The following is a 19,280-nucleotide window of genomic DNA, read 5'->3' as shown; positions in this document are numbered from 1 at the left end:
TCACCTTACGCTCGTTTAGAGGAACTCTAAGCAGCGTTTTTATTTTTTGACAGGAGGAGGAACCCATAATGAGCTTGTCGGATATGCTGTCTGCCCTAAACGGTGGCATTACAAGTAAAAAAGCAGAAATTGAAGAGAAAATCGCTCGACTTAAAAAGGCGAAAAGTAAGGTCGAACGTGAACAAGATGCGGCAGAAACAGACCTGAAGCAAATCAAGCAGCCAAAGCTTGGGGCCTCTTGGAAAGGTGAGCGAAGCAAGGATTTCAAATCAGAGCGGAATGAAGCACATGATGCGCTGCAAACGATTGTGAACGACAAATACCCACGCTACGTGAGCCGCATCGAATTCAAAATCAGTACATTAGAAGCTGAACAGGCTGCGTTATCCTTTGCCAGTTCTTTAGCTGGAGACGCCGCACGTCTTGCTGAAAAAGGAGAAGACGCAGTAGAGGACGCCAAACGCTTGATCTCAAAAGCATGGAGCAGCTTGTAAAGCTGCTTTCATGCTGAACAAATCTGGAGGATATCACGATGGGACAAATTAAGTTAAACTACCAAACAGTTATGAATCAACTAGATGAAGTCTCCCAAGCAGTCGAAGATTTAATGATGAAAAAAGCAGCAGATAAAGCGGGTGAAAACAGCCTTGAATTTGTGACCAAGTGGACGGCACGTGAGGCAGAGGTGAACGAAATGGTCTCAAACTTTAAAGAAGCCTTAATCAAAAATGTCCAGGACACGCGCTCGAATGTGAAAACCTTAAAAGAACAGGACGAAGCGATTGCGGCAAAATAATTGGCATTCGGTTTCTTTGGTATTTAATGGAATTGTATGAATTATAGATCTAAGTACCTATATATAATTCAGGATTTACGACCCTGTATTATTCCGTTTTTCTTCCAAACGCGTCACTAAAAGGACACCTTTTCCCTATTTAAGACTGAGGCTTTTCACCTTATACTATACTTAATGAAAGCGAAACGATAGAAATGTCAGGATTGGAAAAATCAAGAGAGTCGATAGCTTCCAAGGCTCTGACGCTGTGCTTTCGTATGAGGTCCGATAGAGGTGGATGACATGAGTTTATCCGAGATGCTACACCATCTGCATATGGGAATTGAAAACAGACGTGCAGAATTTGATGAAATGATCTCTCGGTTAAAGACAGCCAAAAGCAATATTCGAACAGAACAAGATCTTGCGCAGTCAGACATAAAGGAAATTAAGAAGCCTGCTCTAGATTCGTCATGGAAAGGTGAGAGAGGAACCGACTTTCATCGCCACCGAAAAGACGCCTACCATGTAATGCACGACATCGTGAACAATGAGTATGAAAAATATATAACCGAGCTTGATCAAAAAATCTTGCACTTTGAATTAAAAAAAATGGAGCTGGCTGTTGCCAGTAATTTTGCCGGAAGAGCCCAGGACGTGATGGAAAAGGGCGAGGATTTTGCAAAGGATGTTAAACATTTGATTGAACGGGGCTGGAAAGCTCTTTAAAATAAAATATAAAACAGCCGTCTTATAAGCGAGCGGCTGTTTTTTTGTTTAGTCACATCCACCACCGCTATCGCCTGAATCTCCCCCGCAGGAGGCATCAGAAGCGTGATGAGTATATGAATCAGTATAGGTACTTGTCGTTGAACTGTGATGTGAAGAACGCTTAGCAGATGTACGTTTATCCTTTGATGTGAACAGGTGGGCAATGATTGCTCCTAAAGAAGCCAATATGATCATAACAACAAACATAAAAGAACCCATGATGTATCCCTCCTCTTGTTTCATCATCATACGATTGAGCCATATTGAGGTTCCCGATTTGTAAGAAAAACTGGGCAAAGAGTTCTATTTTCGTTTATGATGATAGGCAAAAGTAAATGCCAAGGGAGGAGAGCCCATGCTATCTTTACGTCAGGAGGAGCTCCTGAAACGCTTGATGCAAGCGGAGCAGGAACTGACAAGTGAAGAAATTGCCCGCATGATTGGCGTCACATCACGAACCATCCGAACAGATATGAAAGCGCTTAAATCTATAATAGATGAACATGGAGCCGCACTACATATCAAACGCGGGGCAGGGTATTCATTGACCGTCGAGGATTATGGGGCATTTCGTACATTTTTGAAAAAGTCGCTGAGAGAAAGAAACGAAAAAAAGGAACAGGTCATTCCCAATCAGCCTAAAGACCGTGTGGCGTATCTATTGAAAAGGCTGCTTCTCTCTGAAGACTATATCAAATTAGATGGGTTGGCAGAGGAACTATTTGTGAGTGAATCGACAGTGAAGAATGATTTGAAAGCGGTCAGACATTTGTTTTCATTACATGGACTTTCTGTAGCACATCGCCCTAAATATGGATTGCGGCTGACAGGGGATGAAATGAAATTAAGATATTGTATGGCTGAGCATGTGTTTCAGCAAGAGCATGCGAACTCTGCGCTGTTACCTGAAGAAACGTATCAATTGGTTCAGGACATTGTGCGTTCACGTACAAAAGCAAACGGACTTCATCTGTCAGAGATCGGTTTAAGTAATTTAGTCACCCACATCGCCATTGCATGCAAACGAATTGAAGAGAAAAAACTAGTCATGATGCCAGAAGCGGAATTGAAAGACATTCAAGTGCAGCCTGTTTTTCAAGTGGCTCAACAAATGGCAGAAGATATTCGGCATGTATTAGCTATTGATTTTCCGTTATCTGAAATGGCGTACATTGCGATTCACTTGATGGGAGCCAAGATGATGGCATACGGAGATGCTGGTCATACATTATTTCATCTTCTAGAAGAGGATCATTTTCGCTTCACCCACCAATTGCTTGCTTATGTAGAAGAGCACATGTCACTTGATATTCAATTTGATAAAGAGTTAATCGTTGGATTAAGTCTTCATTTACGTTCCGCTATTCATCGTTTTAGGTACGATATGAACATTCGTAACCCCTATTTACCGGACATTAAAAGGCATTATCCCATTGCATTTGAAGCGGGTGTCTATATGGGCAGATGGCTGAAGGAAAAAGAGGGGGTCGAGATCCATGAGGATGAGATTGGGTATTTGGCGCTCCATATCGGTGCTGCAATCGAGCGGACAAAATCACAGCATGTGAGAAAGAGATGCCTTATTGTGTGTGCAACGGGTGTCGCCAGCAGTCAGCTCCTTCTTCATAAGCTGACGGCGGCTTTTAGCGGAAGGCTGGAGATCGCTGGAACTGCAAGTGTTGGGGATATTCCTTCGTATGATTTGAGAAGCATTGATTTTATTATTAGTACCATTCCGCTTCAGAACACATTGCCAGTGCCAGTGATTGATGTACATACGATTTTAAGTGACGATGATATTGTACGGCTGAAACGTTTTGTGCAGGATCGACAGGATACAGGGGTTTTGCGGTATGTCAGTCCGGCGCTGACATTTTTTCAGCAAGACCTTCAATCAAGAGAAGAGGTTCTTCAATTTTTCGTGAACGTGCTAAAGGAACAACATCGCATCCCGGACGAGTTTGAACAATTATTGCTGGAAAGAGAGCAAGTGTCCCCGACATCGTTCGGTCATTTGGTCGCGATTCCTCATCCGATGAAGCCGGCAACAGATGACACGTTTTGTGCGATCTGCACGTTGAAAAAACCGGTGCTGTGGGGTGAAGATCGAGTACAAGTCGTTTGTTTGTTGAGTATCCAGAAGACGTATCAAAAAGAATTACAGTCGCTTTATCAATTTCTTGTGCGGCTGACAGAGCGGAAGGAAGTGGTGGAACAACTCATCAAGGCCGCTTCATTTGAGGAACTGACGGCGGCGCTTCAAGTATTGGAGCATCCGAATGAAAAAACGGGACACCCATTTCCGCATCTGTGAGGAAAAAGATTAGATGTTAATGAAAACGCTTTTAAAATAACATCAAAAAGGAGGATGATCACGAGTTTTTGCAAAGGGGGAGACGGATCATGAGCTTCAAGGAGAAAGCGGCAGACGTCATGGGGAATGTGGCTTATCGCATCACGAATCAGAAATATATTATGGCGATTAAACAGGCATTTGTCACATTGATGCCAATCATCATTACAGGGGCTTTTGCTGTATTGGTGGCAAATATGATCATGAGCCCGGAAACAGGGCTTGCTCATTTTGAGATATTCAGATTTTTAGCGGAGCTTCAGCCAATTATGAAGGCAATCAATTATGCCACGCTGAACTTTTTAACGATTGGGGCTGTGTTCCTCATCGGGATAGAGCTTGGGAAAATCAACAGGCACAAGTCCCTGTTCCCAGGGCTGATGGCATTGATTTCATTTATATCTGTTATTCCAACGACACTTCTTCTTGAAGTTGATGGATCGATGCGTGAGGTTGTAGATGTACTGGCAAGGCAATTTTCTGATCCAAAAAGCTTATTTTTAGGGATGATCATTGCGATCATATCTGTGGAAATCTTTTGTAAGCTGACCGAGGTGAAATGGCTTCAAATCAAGATGCCAGATTCTGTTCCATCGAATGTTGCGACATCTTTTTCGTCACTTTTTCCTTCGATCATTACGATTACGATCATTAGTTCATTCGGCTTTGCATTTCACCGTTTGACAGGCATTTATTTGCATGAAGCAGTGTATAACGTGGTGCAGCGCCCGCTAGAAAGTGTTGTACAGGGTCTGCCGGGGATTTTAACGTTGATGTTTGTGGCGCAATTTTTCTGGGTGATCGGCATCCATGGCAACCAGATGATCAAACCGATCCGGGAGCCGCTCTTATTAGGGTCGATTGCAGTGAATATGACAGCATTTCAAGAGGGAAAAGAGATTCCGAATATCATCACGATGCCATTTTGGGATGTGTATATGAGTATCGGTGGTTCAGGTGTGACCATTGGGCTTTTGATTGCGATTTTTATTGCTGGAAGAAGGGAAGAGATGCGAAGCATTGCCAAGCTCTCATCTGGGCCGGGCCTCTTCAACATCAATGAACCCGTTATTTTTGGATTACCCGTTATGTTAAACCCTGTGATGGCAATCCCATTTATCGTCACACCGCTTGTGACAGGGACGATTGGTTACATTGCGACAGCTACAGGGTTTGCTGGAAAAGCAGTCGTGATGGTGCCGTGGACGACACCGCCGATTGTGAATGCATGGCTGTCAACCGCTGGCAGCATGGGAGCTGTCATTACACAGCTCATCTGTATTGTAGTAGCAGTCTTCATCTATTTGCCATTTGTTCTCTTGTCTAACCGCAAACCAGAAGCGGCACCAGATTCAGAATAAAAGGAGGGGCATGAATGAACATGCAATTTAGGTGGTACGGAGAGGACGATCCTGTTTCACTCGCACATATACGTCAAATTCCAGGCATGAAAGGCATTGTGAGTGCCGTCTATGATGTCCCAGCTGGTGACCTGTGGCCTGAGGAAAGGATTGCTCATGTAAAAGCACAGATTGAGAGACATGAACTTTCCTTTGAGGTCGTGGAAAGTCTTCCTGTCCATGAAGATATTAAACTTGGAAAGCCGAGCAGAGACGTCTATATCAAGCATTATCAAGAAAATATCCGACGATTAGCGAAGCACGGTGTGAAGGTCATTTGTTATAACTTCATGCCTGTCCTCGATTGGACACGAACGCAGCTAGACCTTCCATTAGCTGATCAATCCACGACCCTTGCCTATTTTCAGCATCAACTAGAACACATGGATATAGAGACAGATCCATTTTCGCTGCCAGGATGGGATATCTCTTATACACAGGAGGAAATGAAACAATTGATGACTGATTACAGGGAGCTTGGGGCAGAAAGGCTATTCGAGAACCTGTCTTATTTTCTACAACATATCATTCCGGTGGCAGCGGAAGAAAAGATCAACATGGCACTCCATCCAGATGACCCTCCTTGGGATATATTCGGACTGCCTCGTATTGTCAGTAATGAAAAACAGTTGGATCGTATTCTTGAGATCGATGGACGTTCTCAACATGGCCTCACCTTTTGCTCTGGTTCACTCGGCTGTGATAAGAAGAACGATGTTACGTCACTTGCGCGTAAATATGCGGAAAAAGGGCGCATCCACTTTGCCCATTTGCGAAATGTCATCGTGTATGAAAATGGTGATTTTGAAGAGTCAGCGCACCTTTCGTCAGCAGGAAGTCTCGATATGGGAGCTATTGTGAAGGCTTTGTTTGAAGAGGGATTTGCTGGCTATGTCCGCCCGGATCATGGACGTATGATCTTTGGCGAGACAGGCAGACCTGGCTACGGTTTATATGATCGGGCGCTTGGGGCTATGTATTTGCAAGGAATTTGGGAAGGACTTCACGTTCAAACGAGGAAAGGGAAGATGGCGACATGAACAGAATCGAGATTCCAAGAGATTTTATCCTAGGTGCTGCGGCCTCTGCTTGGCAAACGGAGGGATGGAAGGGAAAGCAAGCGCATCAGGACTCGTACATCGATTTATGGTATAAGAACGGGTATCACTTATGGCACGAAGGATATGGCCCGGCTGGTGCGACGAACTTTTACGAGCGCTATCCAGAAGATGTAGCCCTCATGAAAGAAATCGGACTGACTCACTATAGGACATCGATCAATTGGTCGAGGTTTCTCATAGATTACGAGAAGGGGATTGTGGATGAGACCTATGCCCGTTACATTGAAGACTTGATCAATGGATTAATTGCAGCAGGTGTAGAGCCGATGTTTTGCTTAGAGCATTATGAGCTTCCTGCCGTTTTGCTTGAGAAGTATGGCGGATGGTCATCAAAGCATGTCGTCGAGCTGTTTGTTCTCTATGCGGAAAAAGTGTTTGAGCGCTACGGGGACAGGGTCAAACATTGGTTTAGCTTTAATGAACCAATTGTTGTCCAAACACGTGTTTATCTAGATGCCATCCGTTATCCCTTTGAGCAAAATACGAAAAAATGGATGCAGTGGAACTATCATAAAGCGCTGGCAACAGCAAAAGTGGTGAAGCTGTTTCGGGAGATGGGATTGAAGGAATCGACAGGTGCAAAAATCGGGGTGATTCTCAATCCAGAAGTGACGTATGCAAGATCCTCTGCCCCGCATGATCAAGAAGCGGCACGGATGTATGATTTGTTTTTCAATCGAATGTTCTTAGATCCCTCCATCAAAGGGGAGTATCCAGAGGAATTGCTCGATGTGTTGAAAAAGCATGATATTCTTTTTGATGCGACAGAGGAAGAGCTTCAGGTCATCAAGAATCATACGGTCGATGTCGTCGGGCTCAACTTATACTATCCGCATCGTGTCAAGGCGCCGAGTAAGGCGTGGAACGAAGGGACGCCATTTCATCCGTCTTATTATTACGATATGTTTGAGCTTCCAGGGAGAAAAATGAATCCATTCAGAGGCTGGGAAATCTACCCAAACATTGTCTATGATATGGGGATGAGAATAAAAGAAGAATACGGAAATATCGAGTGGTTTGTAGCCGAAAACGGGATGGGTGTAGAAAAGGAAGAACGGTTTAAAAGTGAAGACGGTATCATTGATGATCAGTATCGCATTTCATTTATCAGCCAGCATTTGAAGCGGGCACTTCAAGCGAAAGCAGAAGGATCAAATTGCACGGGCTATATGCTGTGGGCTTTTACGGATAATGTCTCACCGATGAATGCCTTTAAAAACCGCTACGGATTAGTCGAAATCCAGCTGGAAAATGAACGGAATCGCCAGTTGAAAGCATCAGCGTATTGGTACCAGACATTAATCAAAACAAGGGAACTGAAGGGTGAAACAGAAGTCATCTATCGATAGGAGTGATGGAATATGAAACGAATCATTCTCGCTTGTGCCGCAGGAATGTCGACGTCCATTGTAGTGTCCAAAATGAAGGCTGCTGCAGAAGCTAAAGAGCTGGATTATGATATCTACGCCATACCTGAAGGGGCCATTGCAGATGAATTAGAAGAGCATGGAGGAGATGTTCAGGTGATTTTACTTGGACCGCAAGTAAGCTTTATGAAAAAGGCAGCAGAAAAAACCGCTGCACCTTATCAAATACCTGTCGATGTCATCAATGTGAGATTATACGGAACAGCGAACGGGGAAAAAATACTAGAGCATGCTCTGAAACTAGCAAATGAATCTTAAGTAATTGGAGGAGAAGCAGATGACGGTATTAGAGGAAATGCAGGGAGCAGCCTTTCAAATCATTGCTCATGCAGGCGAGGCAAGAAGTCATTATGTCGAAGCGATTCGTCTAGCAAGAGCAGATGATTTTGAAAAAGCACAGCAGTTGATTGAAAAAGGGGAGGAAGCGTTTCGAAGCATCCACAACCTGCACTTGTCGCTGATCCAAAAAGAGGCGGCAGGTGAGCAGCTTCCCTTTTCTTTACTGCTGATACACGCAGAAGATCAAATGCTCACAACAGAGACCATTCATCTGCTCGCCATCGAAATGATCGAAATGTGTAAAAAAATGAACGCCCTGTCAAAATAGATATCAGCTATTAACCAATTTCTGTTATAATCATTCGGTAGATAAAGAGAAAGCAGGATTGGTGGATGAAGAAAACATGTATGTTGATTGCAGTTGGTCTTTTGGCGCTGCTCATTTCGGGCTGTACGGGAATGAAGGAGCAAACGGAAGGAAACCAGCAAGTAGTCAAAGAGGAAAAGGGTCCATTACTAGCAAAAGAAACAGAAGAGATTCAGCAGACAAAAGAGGAAGTGATTGATACACAAAAATGGATTGAGCAAAAGGAGCCGATAGAGCTTCCAATTTTGATGTATCACAGCATCTCCAGCGGCAGCTCGCTGCGTGTACCAAAGAGCGAGTTTGCGGCTCATATGAAATGGCTGAAGGACAACGGCTATGTCACGCTGTCGCCAGAAGAAGCGTATCGCGTCTTCACAACAAATACGAGGCCAAGTGAAAAGTGTGTCCTCATTACATTCGATGATGGATATACCGATAACTATACTAAGGCATTCCCGATTTTAAAGCAGTATGGAATGAAGGCAACGATTTTCATGATTGCGCAATCCATTGGCCGCCCGAACCACTTAACGGATGATCAAATGGATGAAATGATAGCAAATGGGCTTTCGATTGAGAGTCATACAATTCATCATTTAGAGCTCAATCGTTTATCAAAGGAGCAGCAGAAAGAGGAATTAAAAGGATCAAAGGCATTCTTTGATCAACGATTTTCTCAGCATACGAGAATGGTCAGTTATCCTGTTGGGCGCTATAACGAAGACACGCTGAAGCTAGCGAAGGAAGCCGGTTATCAAATGGCTGTCACCACTGAACCAGGACATGCGAAAAAGGAACAAGGCATGATGTCCTTGCATCGTATCCGCGTGTCACCGGGACTTTCACCCGAAAGCTTTGGAAGACTTGTAGAAGGGAATTAACTATAAATGTTTCACATGAAACATTTTATGACAAGTTTCACGGTGATGATTAGTGAATCGACATTTGGGTGGTTCAAAGGCGAAACAGAACTTTCATGAAGATGGAAGTTCTGTTTTTTTATCATTTATCAAAAAATTCCATATGAGCTTTTTCTTGCTTGTAATAATCGATTCGATCTTTCATGGTCCCGGTATGAAACTCAAATTTATGTCCATCAGGGTCCGTAAAGTAGATCGACTGATGATCTTTTTCATCTCTCGGACGGCCTGGCAAGATGTTGACGTTCAAATGTTTTAGCTTGTTGTACATGTGATCTACATCCTCTTCATCAATTGAAAAAGCGATGTGCGTGTAAGAGTGCTGAATGTCTTGACGAGGAATGTCTTTTTCCACATTCAGGGCAAGCCATAGCCCGTTCAAATCAAAGTAAGCTGTCTTTTTTCCTTTTACTAATAAAGTGGCGTCAAATACGTTTGTGTAAAAATCAATAGAGGTTTCTAAATCAGAAACAGAAAATAACAAATGATTGATTCCTTTTATCGACATCACATTCACCTCAAAACATATTTGAAAAAAAGCCTGTAGATGGGGTCTACAAGCTTGTTTATTGATAAACAGGATAGCCCGTTATTTTGATATCTTTCCCTAGTGGTTCTACTGAGAGTTGATCCAATTCGATGGCATCACTCATGAGGCGTATGCCTTCGCCTCCAAAAAAGGAAGGGGACAGCCGACCGCCAATGAGTTTAGGTGCCATATAGATGACCAATTTATCTACAAGCTGCTGTTCTAAAAATGAGGCATTGACCTGGCCGCCGCCTTCAATCATGAGGGAGGAGACATTTCTTTCTCCCAGCACTTGAAGCACTTCTTGCAGGGGCACCCGCGTGTCGCTATCTGTTATAAAGACACTGACGCCAGCTGCTTCTAAAGCGGCTCGTTTTCCCTGATTGGCTTGCTTTGTCGTAAAGATCCATGTAGGTGCCGTCTGATCAGTGACGATCTTTGCTGTCAGCGGTGTTGACAGCTTAGAGTCTAAGACAATTCGAATCGGATGATGCCCATTTGGAATCCGTGCAGTTAGTGAAGGATCGTCATGAATAACGGTTTGAGCACCGACCAAAATCGCATCATTGATACTGCGGATATGATGAGCATCATAACGAGATGTTTCAGATGTAATCCATTTACTGTCAGACGTAGCAGACGCAATTTTTCCGTCTAAGGTAATACCTGCCTTGAGCGTCACGAAAGGTGTTTTTTTCGTAATAAAATGATTAAATACTTCATTTATGAGAATGGATTCCTGTTCCAGTACGCCTGTAATCACTTGGATGCCAGCATCTTGTAAGATGGCAATCCCGCGGCCTGCGACAAGCGGGTTCGGGTCAAGCGCTGCCACGACAACGGTTTCGACGCCTGCTTTCACAAGTGCTTCCGCGCAAGGGCCTGTGCGGCCGTGATGGGAACAAGGCTCGAGAGTCACATAAATGGTGGCTCCTTTTGCCTTGTCTCCAGCCATTTTAAGTGCATGAATTTCAGCATGCGGTTCACCGGCTTTCATGTGAGCACCGACACCAACAATTTCATTCTCTCGCACAATCACAGCCCCGACGAGCGGGTTTGGAGAGGTCTGACCTTTCATTGCCTGTGCATTTTCAAGGGCTAGATTCATATATCGCTCATGATGTGGCAATCGTACGCACCTCTTGCTCCGCCTTCATGTGACCTGAGCGGTTGATTTTTGTCTGCAAGTATTTTTCATTAAACTCCGAGACATCACCCCAAAGCGGAATACGTCCAGAAAGAGATAGACCTGCATGGCTGATGGCATCTGTCTTTTTCGGATTATTGGTAATGAGTCTGACTGGCTTTGTACGAAGTGTTTGAAGAACCGCGATGGCTTCTTCATATTGACGCGTGTCATCTTCAAAACCGAGTGCTTCGTTCGCTTCTACTGTATCGTAGCCGTTTTCTTGAAGAATATAAGCCATGGCTTTACTGAAAAGTCCAATACCGCGACCTTCATGATTGGCTAAATAGAACAGTGCACCTGCACCATTGTCTTCAATCATCCGCATGGACTGCTTCAATTGGAACCCGCAGTCGCAGCGCTTGCTTCCGAAAATATCACCAGTGTGGCAAATGGAATGCATGCGGATAAGGGCTTCGTCAGCGTGCTCGAACTCCCCATACACTAGCACGCTTGACTGCTGATGATCGGCAAGCTGGCGGGACGAGAGGCTTTCAATTAAAGCGTCATCTGACAATGGCTCTTTTCCATCGTCTTTTAACCATGAATACCAGTTGAACATCACGGTTCTGCCGTCTAAATTCACTGGCAATTTAATGGGTCCAGTGATATATATATACCCGTCTTCTTGCTGTACTCGTTTGATTTTATCTTTTAAAATGGCTGTTTTAAGATCTGTGTGTTTGTCCATATTCTGCACCTTCTTTTTTGTCTGTTTCTTCAATCTGTAAACGAACGAGAACGCCAAATGGATCAACAAATTCGTTACTTTTCCCTGTTGTTTTCACTTGAGTGCCTGCTTTTGTCAGACGCTCGACAACGGACTGTCTGTCTGCTTCTTGTGGGAATACCAGTGTATAGCTTCTAATTCCTGAAAAACGTGGATCAATGGCTCCTTTTCGTCCCCGTCCCCATGCATTAAAGGCAAGGTGATGGTGGTACACACCAGCGGCGATAAACAGGCTTGCTGGTGGAGCCATTCTGATGTGAAAACCGAGCGTATTGACATAAAAGGAATCAGCTTCTTCTGGGTTAAGATGGAAATGTAAGTGTCCCATAACTGTACCAGCGGGAAGTCCTTCCCAAGTTGTATCAGCGGCTTCTTGCAGGAGACCATCTCCATCAAGAGGTGCATTTCCGCCACCTTTCAGTTCTCCATGCTCACCTACCCAAACGTCCTCAGGGCGATCAGCATATATTTCTACGCCAATGCCGTCAGGGTCACTTAAATAAATGGCTTCACTGAAAAAGTGATCGCTTGCTCCAATTAAAGGATAGCCTTTTTTGATCACATGTGCCAGCCATGTGCCCAGGTTTTTTCTGGTAGGTAATAAAACAGCAAAATGATAAAGTCCTGGCTCATGATCAGGCTTCTCCTTGAGCTGTGCATCCTCTTTTAACAAAAGAATGGGTTCCTTTGCATTGCTTCCAAGAGTGACGGTGGATTCCGTCTGTTCTACTATTGTAAATCCTAAAATGTCTGTATAAAAAGGTAAAGAACGCTCAAAGCTGGACACATGTAACTCTGTTACACCCAATCTTAGCTCCTCAATTGTCTTCAAGCTCGGTCAGCTCCTTCATGATATATGCATCGGCATGTTCAAATGTTTTTGAAAATCTATAAAAATGAATACCTTGTTACTTAAAGTAACTAAACTATATAATAGTTAGTGACTTATTTCAAGTAATTAATTGTGCTATAATGAAAAAAAGAGAGAAAAGCGGGAGGGAGTAAGGTATGGCTCAAGTAGATGGCTGTCCAATCACAGATGCCATGGAGATTCTAGGCAAGAAGTGGGTCATTCTCATCATCAATCAGCTTCTGACAGGCCCTAAGCGTTTCTGTCAGCTTGAAAATAAAATGGACATCAGCGGACGATTATTATCAGAAAGGCTGAAGGATTTAGAGGCTGAAGGACTCGTTGAGAAAAACGTATACCCTGACATTCCAGTACGGATTGAATACGAATTAACAGCGCAAGGGAAGAAAATTGAGCCGATTATTCGTGAAATGTATGCTTGGTCTTTAGAACGTAAAAACAGCAAAAAAGGGGAACATGTCCCTTCCTAATCGATTTCGATCAGTCTGTCTGTTCGAAATTTTTTTTGTGCGATTTTCCAGAAATCTAAGTCAATAGTATGAAAAATGATGTTGACAATAAATTCATTCATCATATAATATCAAGGAGAAGAGGGTTCTTTTCCCTGTAATGGAATGGAGGTTATGCCATGGTATCATGAATGGGACAGATTACCTAAAACACGTTTCAAACCATCATTTAGAAACAGACATCTTTGGCTTTTAGGAAGCAAAGATTTATTTTTTCAACTCAATTGATAATGATTATCATAATCATCTATAAGTGTGATCCAGCGCTTATGAAGGTTATTTTTTTTATTATCTATTGAGAATAATTATCAATATCATTTAGGAGGGTTCACATGAAAGCCATTCGTTCAGCATCACACGTATTATTGTTCTTTAGTTTTGTTCTATTATTTGCCCTAGCCCCAGTTAGCTCAGCCTCAGCAGCAGGCTTAGCAGATGGTCAACATTCAGCACAATATGTGGTATGGAAGGCAGATAGCGATTCGACTTCAACAGCGAATACGTATTTTGAAAAACCAGCCAAGCTTGTCGTGAAGAATGGAAAAATCAAAGCACAAGTCACGTTAACGAATAGCTCTTGGATCACAAGCTTTAAAACACTTGATCAAGGTGTGTACAAAGATGCGAAGGTGATCAGTACAAATACAGCTGCAAATAAGAGAACGGTTGAATTCAACGTGAACAGCCTGACAGAAGTCGTACCAGCAAAAGTGAGCGTGACTGTACCGGTCATCGGATATACAGGCAATTACGACATCCGCCTCAAGTTTGATGCAGCATCTGTTCAATAGAAAGGGAGGAAATTCGCTTGATGAAAAAAATGATGAGGCTATCAGTCTTCATGACCGCTTTATTATTGGCACTTATGCTGCCTTTTTCAAACGCACAGGCTGCCACGTTAAAGGATGGTACATACTCCGTCAACTATACTGTGCTGAAGGCTGAAGGAAATGCGGTTTCCATGGCAAATGATTACTGGCTGAAGCCAGCAAAAGTGATTGCAAAAAATGGGAAGCTGACTGTACAAATGACCATTAAAAATAGCAGCTGGGTGACGGAATTTAAAGTGCCGGGAAATGGCAGCTATGTCGATACAACGGTTCTCTCAACCAATAAAAAAGCCAACACAAGGCTTGTTCAGTTCCAAGCTCAGAGCTTGTCTAAGCCAATCAAGTCAAAAATTCATGTCACTGTTAAATCTGCTGATTATGATCATGATTATACCATTCAGCTGAAATTCGATGAGAGCAGCATGAAATCGCTTTCGTCTAACAGCACAAACAAATCAGCGGGTGCAGCAGAAGATCAGCAGCCATCAAAAGAATCAACTAAAACATCTGATTCATCCACGACAAAACAAGAAGAGAATCCTCAAACTGGTGATACAAACCAGACAGGGTGGCTCCTTGTGCTTGCTCTATGCTCAGGCGGGTTTTTAGCAAGAAAGTGGATCATCAAGCATTAAGGAAGGAAGTGTCACCATTTGAAACGTCTTTTTCATCTAAAGGCAGCCATTCTGCTCGTTTTATTCAGTTTATTGACTGCGTTTCAGATTCCTCAAGGAACGGCTCAAGCGGCATCATTTGTTGATGGTGAATACACGGCCGGATTCACCATTTTAAAGAATGGCAGCACAGAAGCGTCCATGATGGATACCTATACAGAAAAGCCAGCTAAGCTGATTGTGGAAAATGGCAAGACAACAGCCTATGTCACGCTGAAGCAAAGCAAAGAGATTACAGATTTCAAGGTTGAACAAAATGGTGCTCTTGTCACCACTGAAACCGTCAGTGAGGATGAAACAGCCAATACACGTGTGATCAAATTTGATGTTGCTGACTTATCTGCCAAATTAAACGGCTGGGTGAAAATTTACTGGGATTTAGGCGGCTTTATTTATGACGAAGCGTATGACGTACAGCTTGCATTCGATCAAAGCAGCCTAACACTCGTTACACCTGCAAAGCCAGACGATAACGAAACAAAACCGGATGACCAAAATGGCACAAAGCCAGACGATAACGAAACAAAACCAGATGACCAAAATGGCACAAAGCCAGACGATAACGAAACAAAACCGGATGATCAAAATGGGACAAAACCAGACGATCATCAGGCAACACCTGGCAATAACAATGGATCAAAACCAGATGATTCTGCGCAAAATCAATTAAAAGATGGCGAGTACCGCATCAATTACAGTGTGCTGAAAGGGGATGAGAACGAGGCATCTCGGATGAACCAATACTTCTCACATCCTGCAACCTTAACTATCAAAAATGGAAAACAAACCATTTCCTTTACGGTGAAGGATCATACGTCTGTCGCTTCCTTGAAAACAGAGAAAAACGGATCTTATCAAGAAGTGAAGACTGTCAGCACAGATAAAGCAAAGAACACAAGAGTTGTGTCATTTGATGTCGCTGATCTGAAAAAAGCGGTCAAAGGGAAAGTACACATCGTGGTAGCAGCTGCTAACTATGACCAAACCTACGATATTCGTTTTCAATTCGATGCAAAGAGTATCGCTCCACTTAAGAACGGGCAGGTAGAGGAAGAAACACCGGCTGCACCAGAAACACCAAAACCAAACACACCATCACCAGAAACAAATAACGGCGGAGCTGCTCAAGAGACGGCTAAGCTTAAAGATGGTGTATACAAGCTGCCTTTCTCAATGAAGAAAGCAGACAAGGATGAGCATTCTCGTATGAACGATTACGTCGTGAGCCCTGCGACATTGGTCGTGAAAAATGGCCGCCATTTCGTTTCATATACAGTGAAGAACAGCTCAGCCATCACATCCTTCCAAGTAGGGACAGGCGGGAAATATGAAGAGACGCTTGTCGCAAAAACAGATCAAAAAGCAGACACACGAGTGATTCAATATGAAGCCAAAAGTTTAAGCACAGCTCAAGCAGCACGCGTAAAAATTGATATTCCTGCTGCGAATTATCATGAGCAGTACGATGTCAAACTTGTCTATGACAAAAAAGGAATCACTCTTGGTGAAGGAAGCGGCATTGCTACGGTAATCGGAGACGATGAGAGTATCGGCTTTGTCAAAAATCCAAATGATCGCGATTCTCAAACAAATCAGCTTGAAAATCTAGCGCCAGAGGAAACAGGCGCAGAGCAGATGACATTTACTCCATCAGATGACCAAACCAAGTCTGAGACTGGACAGTTGAATCCGAAAACAGGAGATACCTCTCTTCTTTGGGTGTATATTCTTTTATTCGGCGGGTCATTATTCGTACTCGTAAGAAAGTATCAAACAAGAACAAGATAGATGGATTAGTTTAAGTGAGATGCGCAATTTCTCTCGGCGCATCCACTCTCTTTTTTCGAAAGGAGGCTTCTGTTTTTGAAGCATCGAATGTTATGTACCCTGATCGCTGCTCTTAGTGTGTGCGTGATCTTATCGGGCTGCTCACAGTCAGCCGAAAGTTCAGCGAAAGGCAAAAAAAGCGCAGAATCAAGTGCGCGCATTGTGGCAACGACTGTAGCTGCTGTGGAGATGATGGATGCTTTAGAGGTGGATCTTGTCGGGGTGCCAACAAGTCAAAAATCCTTGCCAGCTCGTTATAAAGGACTGCCGGAAGTCGGTAATCCAATGAGCCCGGACATGGAAATCATCCAATCACTTCAACCGACAGATGTCCTGTCTGTCACAACCCTTCAATATGATTTAGAGACACCCTTTCAGCAAGCAGGTGTCCCTGCCACATACTTAAATCTCGAGAGCCTTGGTAGCATGGAGAAGGCGATCACGAAGCTCGGAGCTCAGTATGACAGAAAGAAACAAGCCGAGCGCATCGTGTCTGACTTTGAACAAAAAAAGAAAGACATACAAGAGAAAACGAAGGGAAAGCGCAAGCCGTCCGTTCTGATTTTGCTTGGTGTACCGGGCAGTTATTTGGTGGCAACAGAGAATTCATATATTGGTGATCTTGTACGTATCGCAGGCGGAAAGAACATTGTCCAAGGTGAGAAAATGGAGTATTTGGCATCTAATACGGAGTATTTACAAAAAGCCAATCCAGATATCATACTCCGGGCCGCACATGGGATGCCAGATGAAGTTGTCCGCATGTTTGATCAAGAATTTAAAACAAATGACATCTGGAAGCATTTTCATGCGGTCAAACAAGACCGGGTGTATGACCTCGAAGAAAGCTTATTCGGGACAACGGGCAATTTAAAGGCAGCAGAGGCATTAGATGAACTAACGCGTATGCTGTATCCGTCATAAGCGGCGAATCTTAATGATAAAAGGACGTTCAAGATGAAAAAAACAGGGATTTTATTTCTGATAGTCAGTCTCTTACTGGTGTGCGTGTTTATTTATTCCGCCATTACTGGGAGCATTCATGTCACCCCGATTGAATTATTGGAAGGGCTCATCACCGGTCAACATGCACAGGTAGACATCATTAAAGATTTGAGAATTCCCCGCATGCTCATCGCAATGTTTACAGGGGCCGCCTTATCTGTCTCCGGTGTACTGCTGCAGTCGGTCATGAGAAATCCATTAGCTGATGCCGGCGTCATTGGAATTTCATCAGGAGCCAGCTTCTTTTCTTTAATGGCGATTACAGCGCTTCCTCAATTTTATTTCTACTCTCCTTTATTTTCGGTATTAGGCGGAGCCATTGCATGTTTCCTCGTGTACGTTCTGTCTTGGAAGGGCGGCTTAAGCCCAATCCGTATGATTTTGGTTGGGATCGCCATCAATGCCATGTTTACTGGAATGGCTGAAGCATTTGTGACCATTTGCAGCTATTTCAATATCACGATCAATCAGTCAGGACAGTCAAATCTCACGATGAAAACGTGGGGAGATGTCCGTTTAATCGGAGTCTATGGCGTCGCCGGCCTTGTCGTAGCACTTTTCTTCAGCAGATGGTGTAACCTCTTGGCTCTTCAGGACAAGACAGCGAAAAATTTAGGGTTGCGTGTGACCAGAATGCGCCTTTTGATTTCCATCACAGCGGTATTACTCGCGGCGGTGACAGCTGCGGTAGCGGGCGTGATTGCCTTTGTCGGTTTGCTCATTCCGCACATTTCAAGAAGGCTTGTTGGCTCGGATCATCGGGTACTCATTCCATTTTCTGCGTTAAGCGGGGCTTTGCTGATTTTGACGGCTGATACGCTCGGCAGGACGCTTGTAGCGCCAAATGAGATTCCTGCCTCTACGATCATGGCCGTGATTGGCGGGCCGTTTCTGATCTTTTTATTAAGAAGGGGGGACCGTCTCCATGGACATTCGTGAGGTGTCATTCTCATATGACCAGCAGAAGGACATCGTTGAATCGGTCACAACACAGATTGAAAATGGGAAAATCACAACCATTATCGGTCCAAATGGCTCGGGGAAATCCACACTGCTTTCCTTGATGGCGAATAATCATTGTCCAAACAAAGGGCAAATTCACTTAGACGGACAAGCGCTGAATGCATTTAAGCCAAAGGAGCTGGCAAAAAAGCTGGCTGTCGTCCATCAGCAAAATGAAGCGCCGCTTGATTTAACGATCGAACGGGTCGTGGCCTTCGGTAGAACGCCGTACCAGACGATGCGCGGGGGTGACAAGGAAGAGGATGAGAGAGCGATAGAGTGGGCACTGTCCAGTACAAAGCTAACGGAAAAACGAAAGGTGCCGCTCGCCTCACTGTCAGGTGGTGAGCGTCAGCGTGTATGGATTGCGATGGCACTTGCGCAAAAAACACCGATCCTTTTCTTAGATGAACCGACAACCTATTTGGATATCTACTATCAATTTGACATTCTTGAGCTGATCCGTGAGCTCAATGTCGTGCATGGACTCACGATTGTCATGGTGCTGCACGACATGAATCAGGCTGTCCGCTACAGTGACGTCATCATTGCGATGAAGGATGGACGAATTATCAGTGAAGGACAGCCAAACGATGTGTTAACAGAAGAGAATGTGCGGCACATTTATGATGTGTCCGTCACGATTAGACAGGATGCAGAAACAGGAATGTACATCGTGCCTGTTGGCATATAAAAGCAGGTGA

The 19,280-nt window shown here is 43.9% G+C and carries 22 protein-coding genes; 17 read left to right on the top strand and 5 right to left on the bottom strand.

Annotation, left to right across the window (positions count from 1 at the left end; all coding sequences use genetic code 11):
- The first annotated feature begins 68 nt into the window (after positions 1 to 68).
- The 3 genes from MKZ03_RS17905 (at position 69) to MKZ03_RS17895 (ending at position 1,504) form a co-directional block, all read left to right on the top strand.
- Positions 69 to 494 (top strand): YwqH-like family protein, encoded by a 426-nt coding sequence (locus MKZ03_RS17905; RefSeq protein ID WP_307500508.1) that lies wholly within the window; start codon positions 69 to 71, stop codon positions 492 to 494.
- Positions 495 to 532: 38 nt separating this feature from the next.
- Positions 533 to 796 (top strand): YwqI/YxiC family protein, encoded by a 264-nt coding sequence (locus MKZ03_RS17900; RefSeq protein ID WP_334750584.1) that lies wholly within the window; start codon positions 533 to 535, stop codon positions 794 to 796.
- 282 nt (positions 797 to 1,078) lie between these two features.
- Positions 1,079 to 1,504, top strand: coding sequence for a YwqH-like family protein (locus tag MKZ03_RS17895; protein WP_034660466.1), 426 nt, complete (start codon positions 1,079 to 1,081; stop codon positions 1,502 to 1,504).
- 48 nt (positions 1,505 to 1,552) lie between these two features.
- On the opposite strand, the gene MKZ03_RS17890 is transcribed toward MKZ03_RS17895, so the two are convergent.
- Positions 1,553 to 1,765 carry a hypothetical protein gene (locus tag MKZ03_RS17890; protein WP_223250412.1) on the bottom strand — a complete coding sequence of 71 codons (213 nt, stop codon included), beginning with the start codon at positions 1,763 to 1,765 and terminating at the stop codon, positions 1,553 to 1,555.
- 136 nt (positions 1,766 to 1,901) lie between these two features.
- Here MKZ03_RS17890 and MKZ03_RS17885 point away from each other — a divergent pair, with 136 nt between their 5' ends.
- The 7 genes from MKZ03_RS17885 to MKZ03_RS17855 all read left to right on the top strand — a co-directional run bounded on the left by MKZ03_RS17885 (position 1,902) and on the right by MKZ03_RS17855 (position 9,374).
- On the top strand, positions 1,902 to 3,860 hold the full coding sequence (locus MKZ03_RS17885) for a BglG family transcription antiterminator (RefSeq protein WP_340974083.1): 1,959 nt from the start codon (positions 1,902 to 1,904) through the stop codon (positions 3,858 to 3,860).
- An 89-nt stretch (positions 3,861 to 3,949) separates the two neighbouring features.
- Complete coding sequence (locus MKZ03_RS17880) at positions 3,950 to 5,260, top strand: PTS sugar transporter subunit IIC (protein WP_307500504.1); 1,311 nt, start codon at positions 3,950 to 3,952, stop codon at positions 5,258 to 5,260.
- 14 nt (positions 5,261 to 5,274) lie between these two features.
- Positions 5,275 to 6,339, top strand: coding sequence for a mannonate dehydratase (locus MKZ03_RS17875; RefSeq protein ID WP_341032538.1), 1,065 nt, complete (start codon positions 5,275 to 5,277; stop codon positions 6,337 to 6,339).
- A complete protein-coding gene (locus MKZ03_RS17870; RefSeq protein ID WP_341032537.1) occupies positions 6,336 to 7,769 on the top strand; it encodes a glycoside hydrolase family 1 protein in 1,434 nt (477 codons plus the stop codon). Before MKZ03_RS17875 ends, MKZ03_RS17870 begins: the two co-directional genes overlap by 4 nt.
- Before the next feature lie 12 nt (positions 7,770 to 7,781).
- Complete coding sequence (locus MKZ03_RS17865) at positions 7,782 to 8,105, top strand: PTS sugar transporter subunit IIB (RefSeq protein WP_060597591.1); 324 nt, start codon at positions 7,782 to 7,784, stop codon at positions 8,103 to 8,105.
- A gap of 19 nt (positions 8,106 to 8,124) precedes the next feature.
- Positions 8,125 to 8,454: a PTS lactose/cellobiose transporter subunit IIA gene (locus MKZ03_RS17860; protein ID WP_034660460.1), complete on the top strand. Its 330-nt coding sequence runs from the start codon at positions 8,125 to 8,127 to the stop codon at positions 8,452 to 8,454.
- Positions 8,455 to 8,519: 65 nt separating this feature from the next.
- Positions 8,520 to 9,374 (top strand): polysaccharide deacetylase family protein, encoded by an 855-nt coding sequence (locus MKZ03_RS17855; RefSeq protein ID WP_307500502.1) that lies wholly within the window; start codon positions 8,520 to 8,522, stop codon positions 9,372 to 9,374.
- A gap of 121 nt (positions 9,375 to 9,495) precedes the next feature.
- On the opposite strand, the gene fosM is transcribed toward MKZ03_RS17855, so the two are convergent.
- The 4 genes from fosM to MKZ03_RS17835 are packed head-to-tail and all read right to left on the bottom strand — an operon-like array spanning position 9,496 to position 12,690.
- Complete coding sequence (fosM, locus tag MKZ03_RS17850) at positions 9,496 to 9,921, bottom strand: FosM family fosfomycin resistance protein (RefSeq protein WP_341032535.1); 426 nt, start codon at positions 9,919 to 9,921, stop codon at positions 9,496 to 9,498.
- A gap of 58 nt (positions 9,922 to 9,979) precedes the next feature.
- The gene (ribD, locus tag MKZ03_RS17845) at positions 9,980 to 11,071 is read right to left on the bottom strand and encodes a bifunctional diaminohydroxyphosphoribosylaminopyrimidine deaminase/5-amino-6-(5-phosphoribosylamino)uracil reductase RibD (RefSeq protein ID WP_341032533.1); all 1,092 of its coding nucleotides are present in this window, start codon (positions 11,069 to 11,071) and stop codon (positions 9,980 to 9,982) included.
- Positions 11,058 to 11,819 carry a GTP cyclohydrolase II gene (locus tag MKZ03_RS17840; RefSeq protein ID WP_066031541.1) on the bottom strand — a complete coding sequence of 254 codons (762 nt, stop codon included), beginning with the start codon at positions 11,817 to 11,819 and terminating at the stop codon, positions 11,058 to 11,060. The genes ribD and MKZ03_RS17840 overlap by 14 nt, the downstream gene beginning before the upstream one ends.
- The gene (locus MKZ03_RS17835) at positions 11,797 to 12,690 is read right to left on the bottom strand and encodes a VOC family protein (RefSeq protein WP_034660455.1); all 894 of its coding nucleotides are present in this window, start codon (positions 12,688 to 12,690) and stop codon (positions 11,797 to 11,799) included. Before MKZ03_RS17835 ends, MKZ03_RS17840 begins: the two co-directional genes overlap by 23 nt.
- Before the next feature lie 176 nt (positions 12,691 to 12,866).
- Between MKZ03_RS17835 and MKZ03_RS17830 the strand changes: the two genes are divergently transcribed.
- From MKZ03_RS17830 to MKZ03_RS17800, 7 genes are all read left to right on the top strand, one after another.
- Positions 12,867 to 13,199, top strand: a complete 333-nt coding sequence (locus MKZ03_RS17830; protein WP_340974075.1) for a winged helix-turn-helix transcriptional regulator — start codon at positions 12,867 to 12,869, stop codon at positions 13,197 to 13,199.
- A 371-nt stretch (positions 13,200 to 13,570) separates the two neighbouring features.
- A complete protein-coding gene (locus tag MKZ03_RS17825) occupies positions 13,571 to 14,029 on the top strand; it encodes an NEAT domain-containing protein (protein WP_106030673.1) in 459 nt (152 codons plus the stop codon).
- A gap of 20 nt (positions 14,030 to 14,049) precedes the next feature.
- Positions 14,050 to 14,703, top strand: a complete 654-nt coding sequence (gene isdC / locus MKZ03_RS17820) for a heme uptake protein IsdC (protein WP_106030737.1) — start codon at positions 14,050 to 14,052, stop codon at positions 14,701 to 14,703.
- An 18-nt stretch (positions 14,704 to 14,721) separates the two neighbouring features.
- Positions 14,722 to 16,530, top strand: a complete 1,809-nt coding sequence (locus tag MKZ03_RS17815; protein ID WP_341032532.1) for an NEAT domain-containing protein — start codon at positions 14,722 to 14,724, stop codon at positions 16,528 to 16,530.
- 75 nt (positions 16,531 to 16,605) lie between these two features.
- Positions 16,606 to 17,493, top strand: coding sequence for a heme ABC transporter substrate-binding protein IsdE (gene isdE / locus MKZ03_RS17810; RefSeq protein WP_341032531.1), 888 nt, complete (start codon positions 16,606 to 16,608; stop codon positions 17,491 to 17,493).
- 33 nt (positions 17,494 to 17,526) lie between these two features.
- Positions 17,527 to 18,513, top strand: coding sequence for a FecCD family ABC transporter permease (locus tag MKZ03_RS17805; protein WP_106030670.1), 987 nt, complete (start codon positions 17,527 to 17,529; stop codon positions 18,511 to 18,513).
- Positions 18,500 to 19,270, top strand: a complete 771-nt coding sequence (locus MKZ03_RS17800) for an ABC transporter ATP-binding protein (RefSeq protein ID WP_307500497.1) — start codon at positions 18,500 to 18,502, stop codon at positions 19,268 to 19,270. Before MKZ03_RS17805 ends, MKZ03_RS17800 begins: the two co-directional genes overlap by 14 nt.
- Positions 19,271 to 19,280 lie beyond the last annotated feature (10 nt).

The organism is Bacillus sp. FSL R5-0431 (genome assembly GCF_038002985.1).
Classification (GTDB): Bacteria; Bacillota; Bacilli; order Bacillales; family Bacillaceae; genus Bacillus.
This window is presented reverse-complemented; position numbering and strand designations above follow the sequence as displayed.

Excerpts from the sequence above, each read along its gene's own strand:
- MKZ03_RS17905 (WP_307500508.1), top strand. The coding sequence starts at position 69 with ATGAGCTTGTCGGATATGCTGTCTGCCCTAAACGGTGGCATTACAAGT.
- MKZ03_RS17900 (WP_334750584.1), top strand. The coding sequence starts at position 533 with ATGGGACAAATTAAGTTAAACTACCAAACAGTTATGAATCAACTAGAT.
- MKZ03_RS17895 (WP_034660466.1), top strand. The coding sequence starts at position 1,079 with ATGAGTTTATCCGAGATGCTACACCATCTGCATATGGGAATTGAAAAC.
- MKZ03_RS17890 (WP_223250412.1), bottom strand. The coding sequence starts at position 1,765 with ATGGGTTCTTTTATGTTTGTTGTTATGATCATATTGGCTTCTTTAGGA.
- MKZ03_RS17885 (WP_340974083.1), top strand. The coding sequence starts at position 1,902 with ATGCTATCTTTACGTCAGGAGGAGCTCCTGAAACGCTTGATGCAAGCG.
- MKZ03_RS17880 (WP_307500504.1), top strand. The coding sequence starts at position 3,950 with ATGAGCTTCAAGGAGAAAGCGGCAGACGTCATGGGGAATGTGGCTTAT.
- MKZ03_RS17875 (WP_341032538.1), top strand. The coding sequence starts at position 5,275 with ATGAACATGCAATTTAGGTGGTACGGAGAGGACGATCCTGTTTCACTC.
- MKZ03_RS17870 (WP_341032537.1), top strand. The coding sequence starts at position 6,336 with ATGAACAGAATCGAGATTCCAAGAGATTTTATCCTAGGTGCTGCGGCC.
- MKZ03_RS17865 (WP_060597591.1), top strand. The coding sequence starts at position 7,782 with ATGAAACGAATCATTCTCGCTTGTGCCGCAGGAATGTCGACGTCCATT.
- MKZ03_RS17860 (WP_034660460.1), top strand. The coding sequence starts at position 8,125 with ATGACGGTATTAGAGGAAATGCAGGGAGCAGCCTTTCAAATCATTGCT.
- MKZ03_RS17855 (WP_307500502.1), top strand. The coding sequence starts at position 8,520 with ATGAAGAAAACATGTATGTTGATTGCAGTTGGTCTTTTGGCGCTGCTC.
- fosM (WP_341032535.1), bottom strand. The coding sequence starts at position 9,921 with ATGTCGATAAAAGGAATCAATCATTTGTTATTTTCTGTTTCTGATTTA.
- MKZ03_RS17840 (WP_066031541.1), bottom strand. The coding sequence starts at position 11,819 with ATGGACAAACACACAGATCTTAAAACAGCCATTTTAAAAGATAAAATC.
- MKZ03_RS17830 (WP_340974075.1), top strand. The coding sequence starts at position 12,867 with ATGGCTCAAGTAGATGGCTGTCCAATCACAGATGCCATGGAGATTCTA.
- MKZ03_RS17825 (WP_106030673.1), top strand. The coding sequence starts at position 13,571 with ATGAAAGCCATTCGTTCAGCATCACACGTATTATTGTTCTTTAGTTTT.
- isdC (WP_106030737.1), top strand. The coding sequence starts at position 14,050 with ATGAAAAAAATGATGAGGCTATCAGTCTTCATGACCGCTTTATTATTG.
- MKZ03_RS17805 (WP_106030670.1), top strand. The coding sequence starts at position 17,527 with ATGAAAAAAACAGGGATTTTATTTCTGATAGTCAGTCTCTTACTGGTG.
- MKZ03_RS17800 (WP_307500497.1), top strand. The coding sequence starts at position 18,500 with ATGGACATTCGTGAGGTGTCATTCTCATATGACCAGCAGAAGGACATC.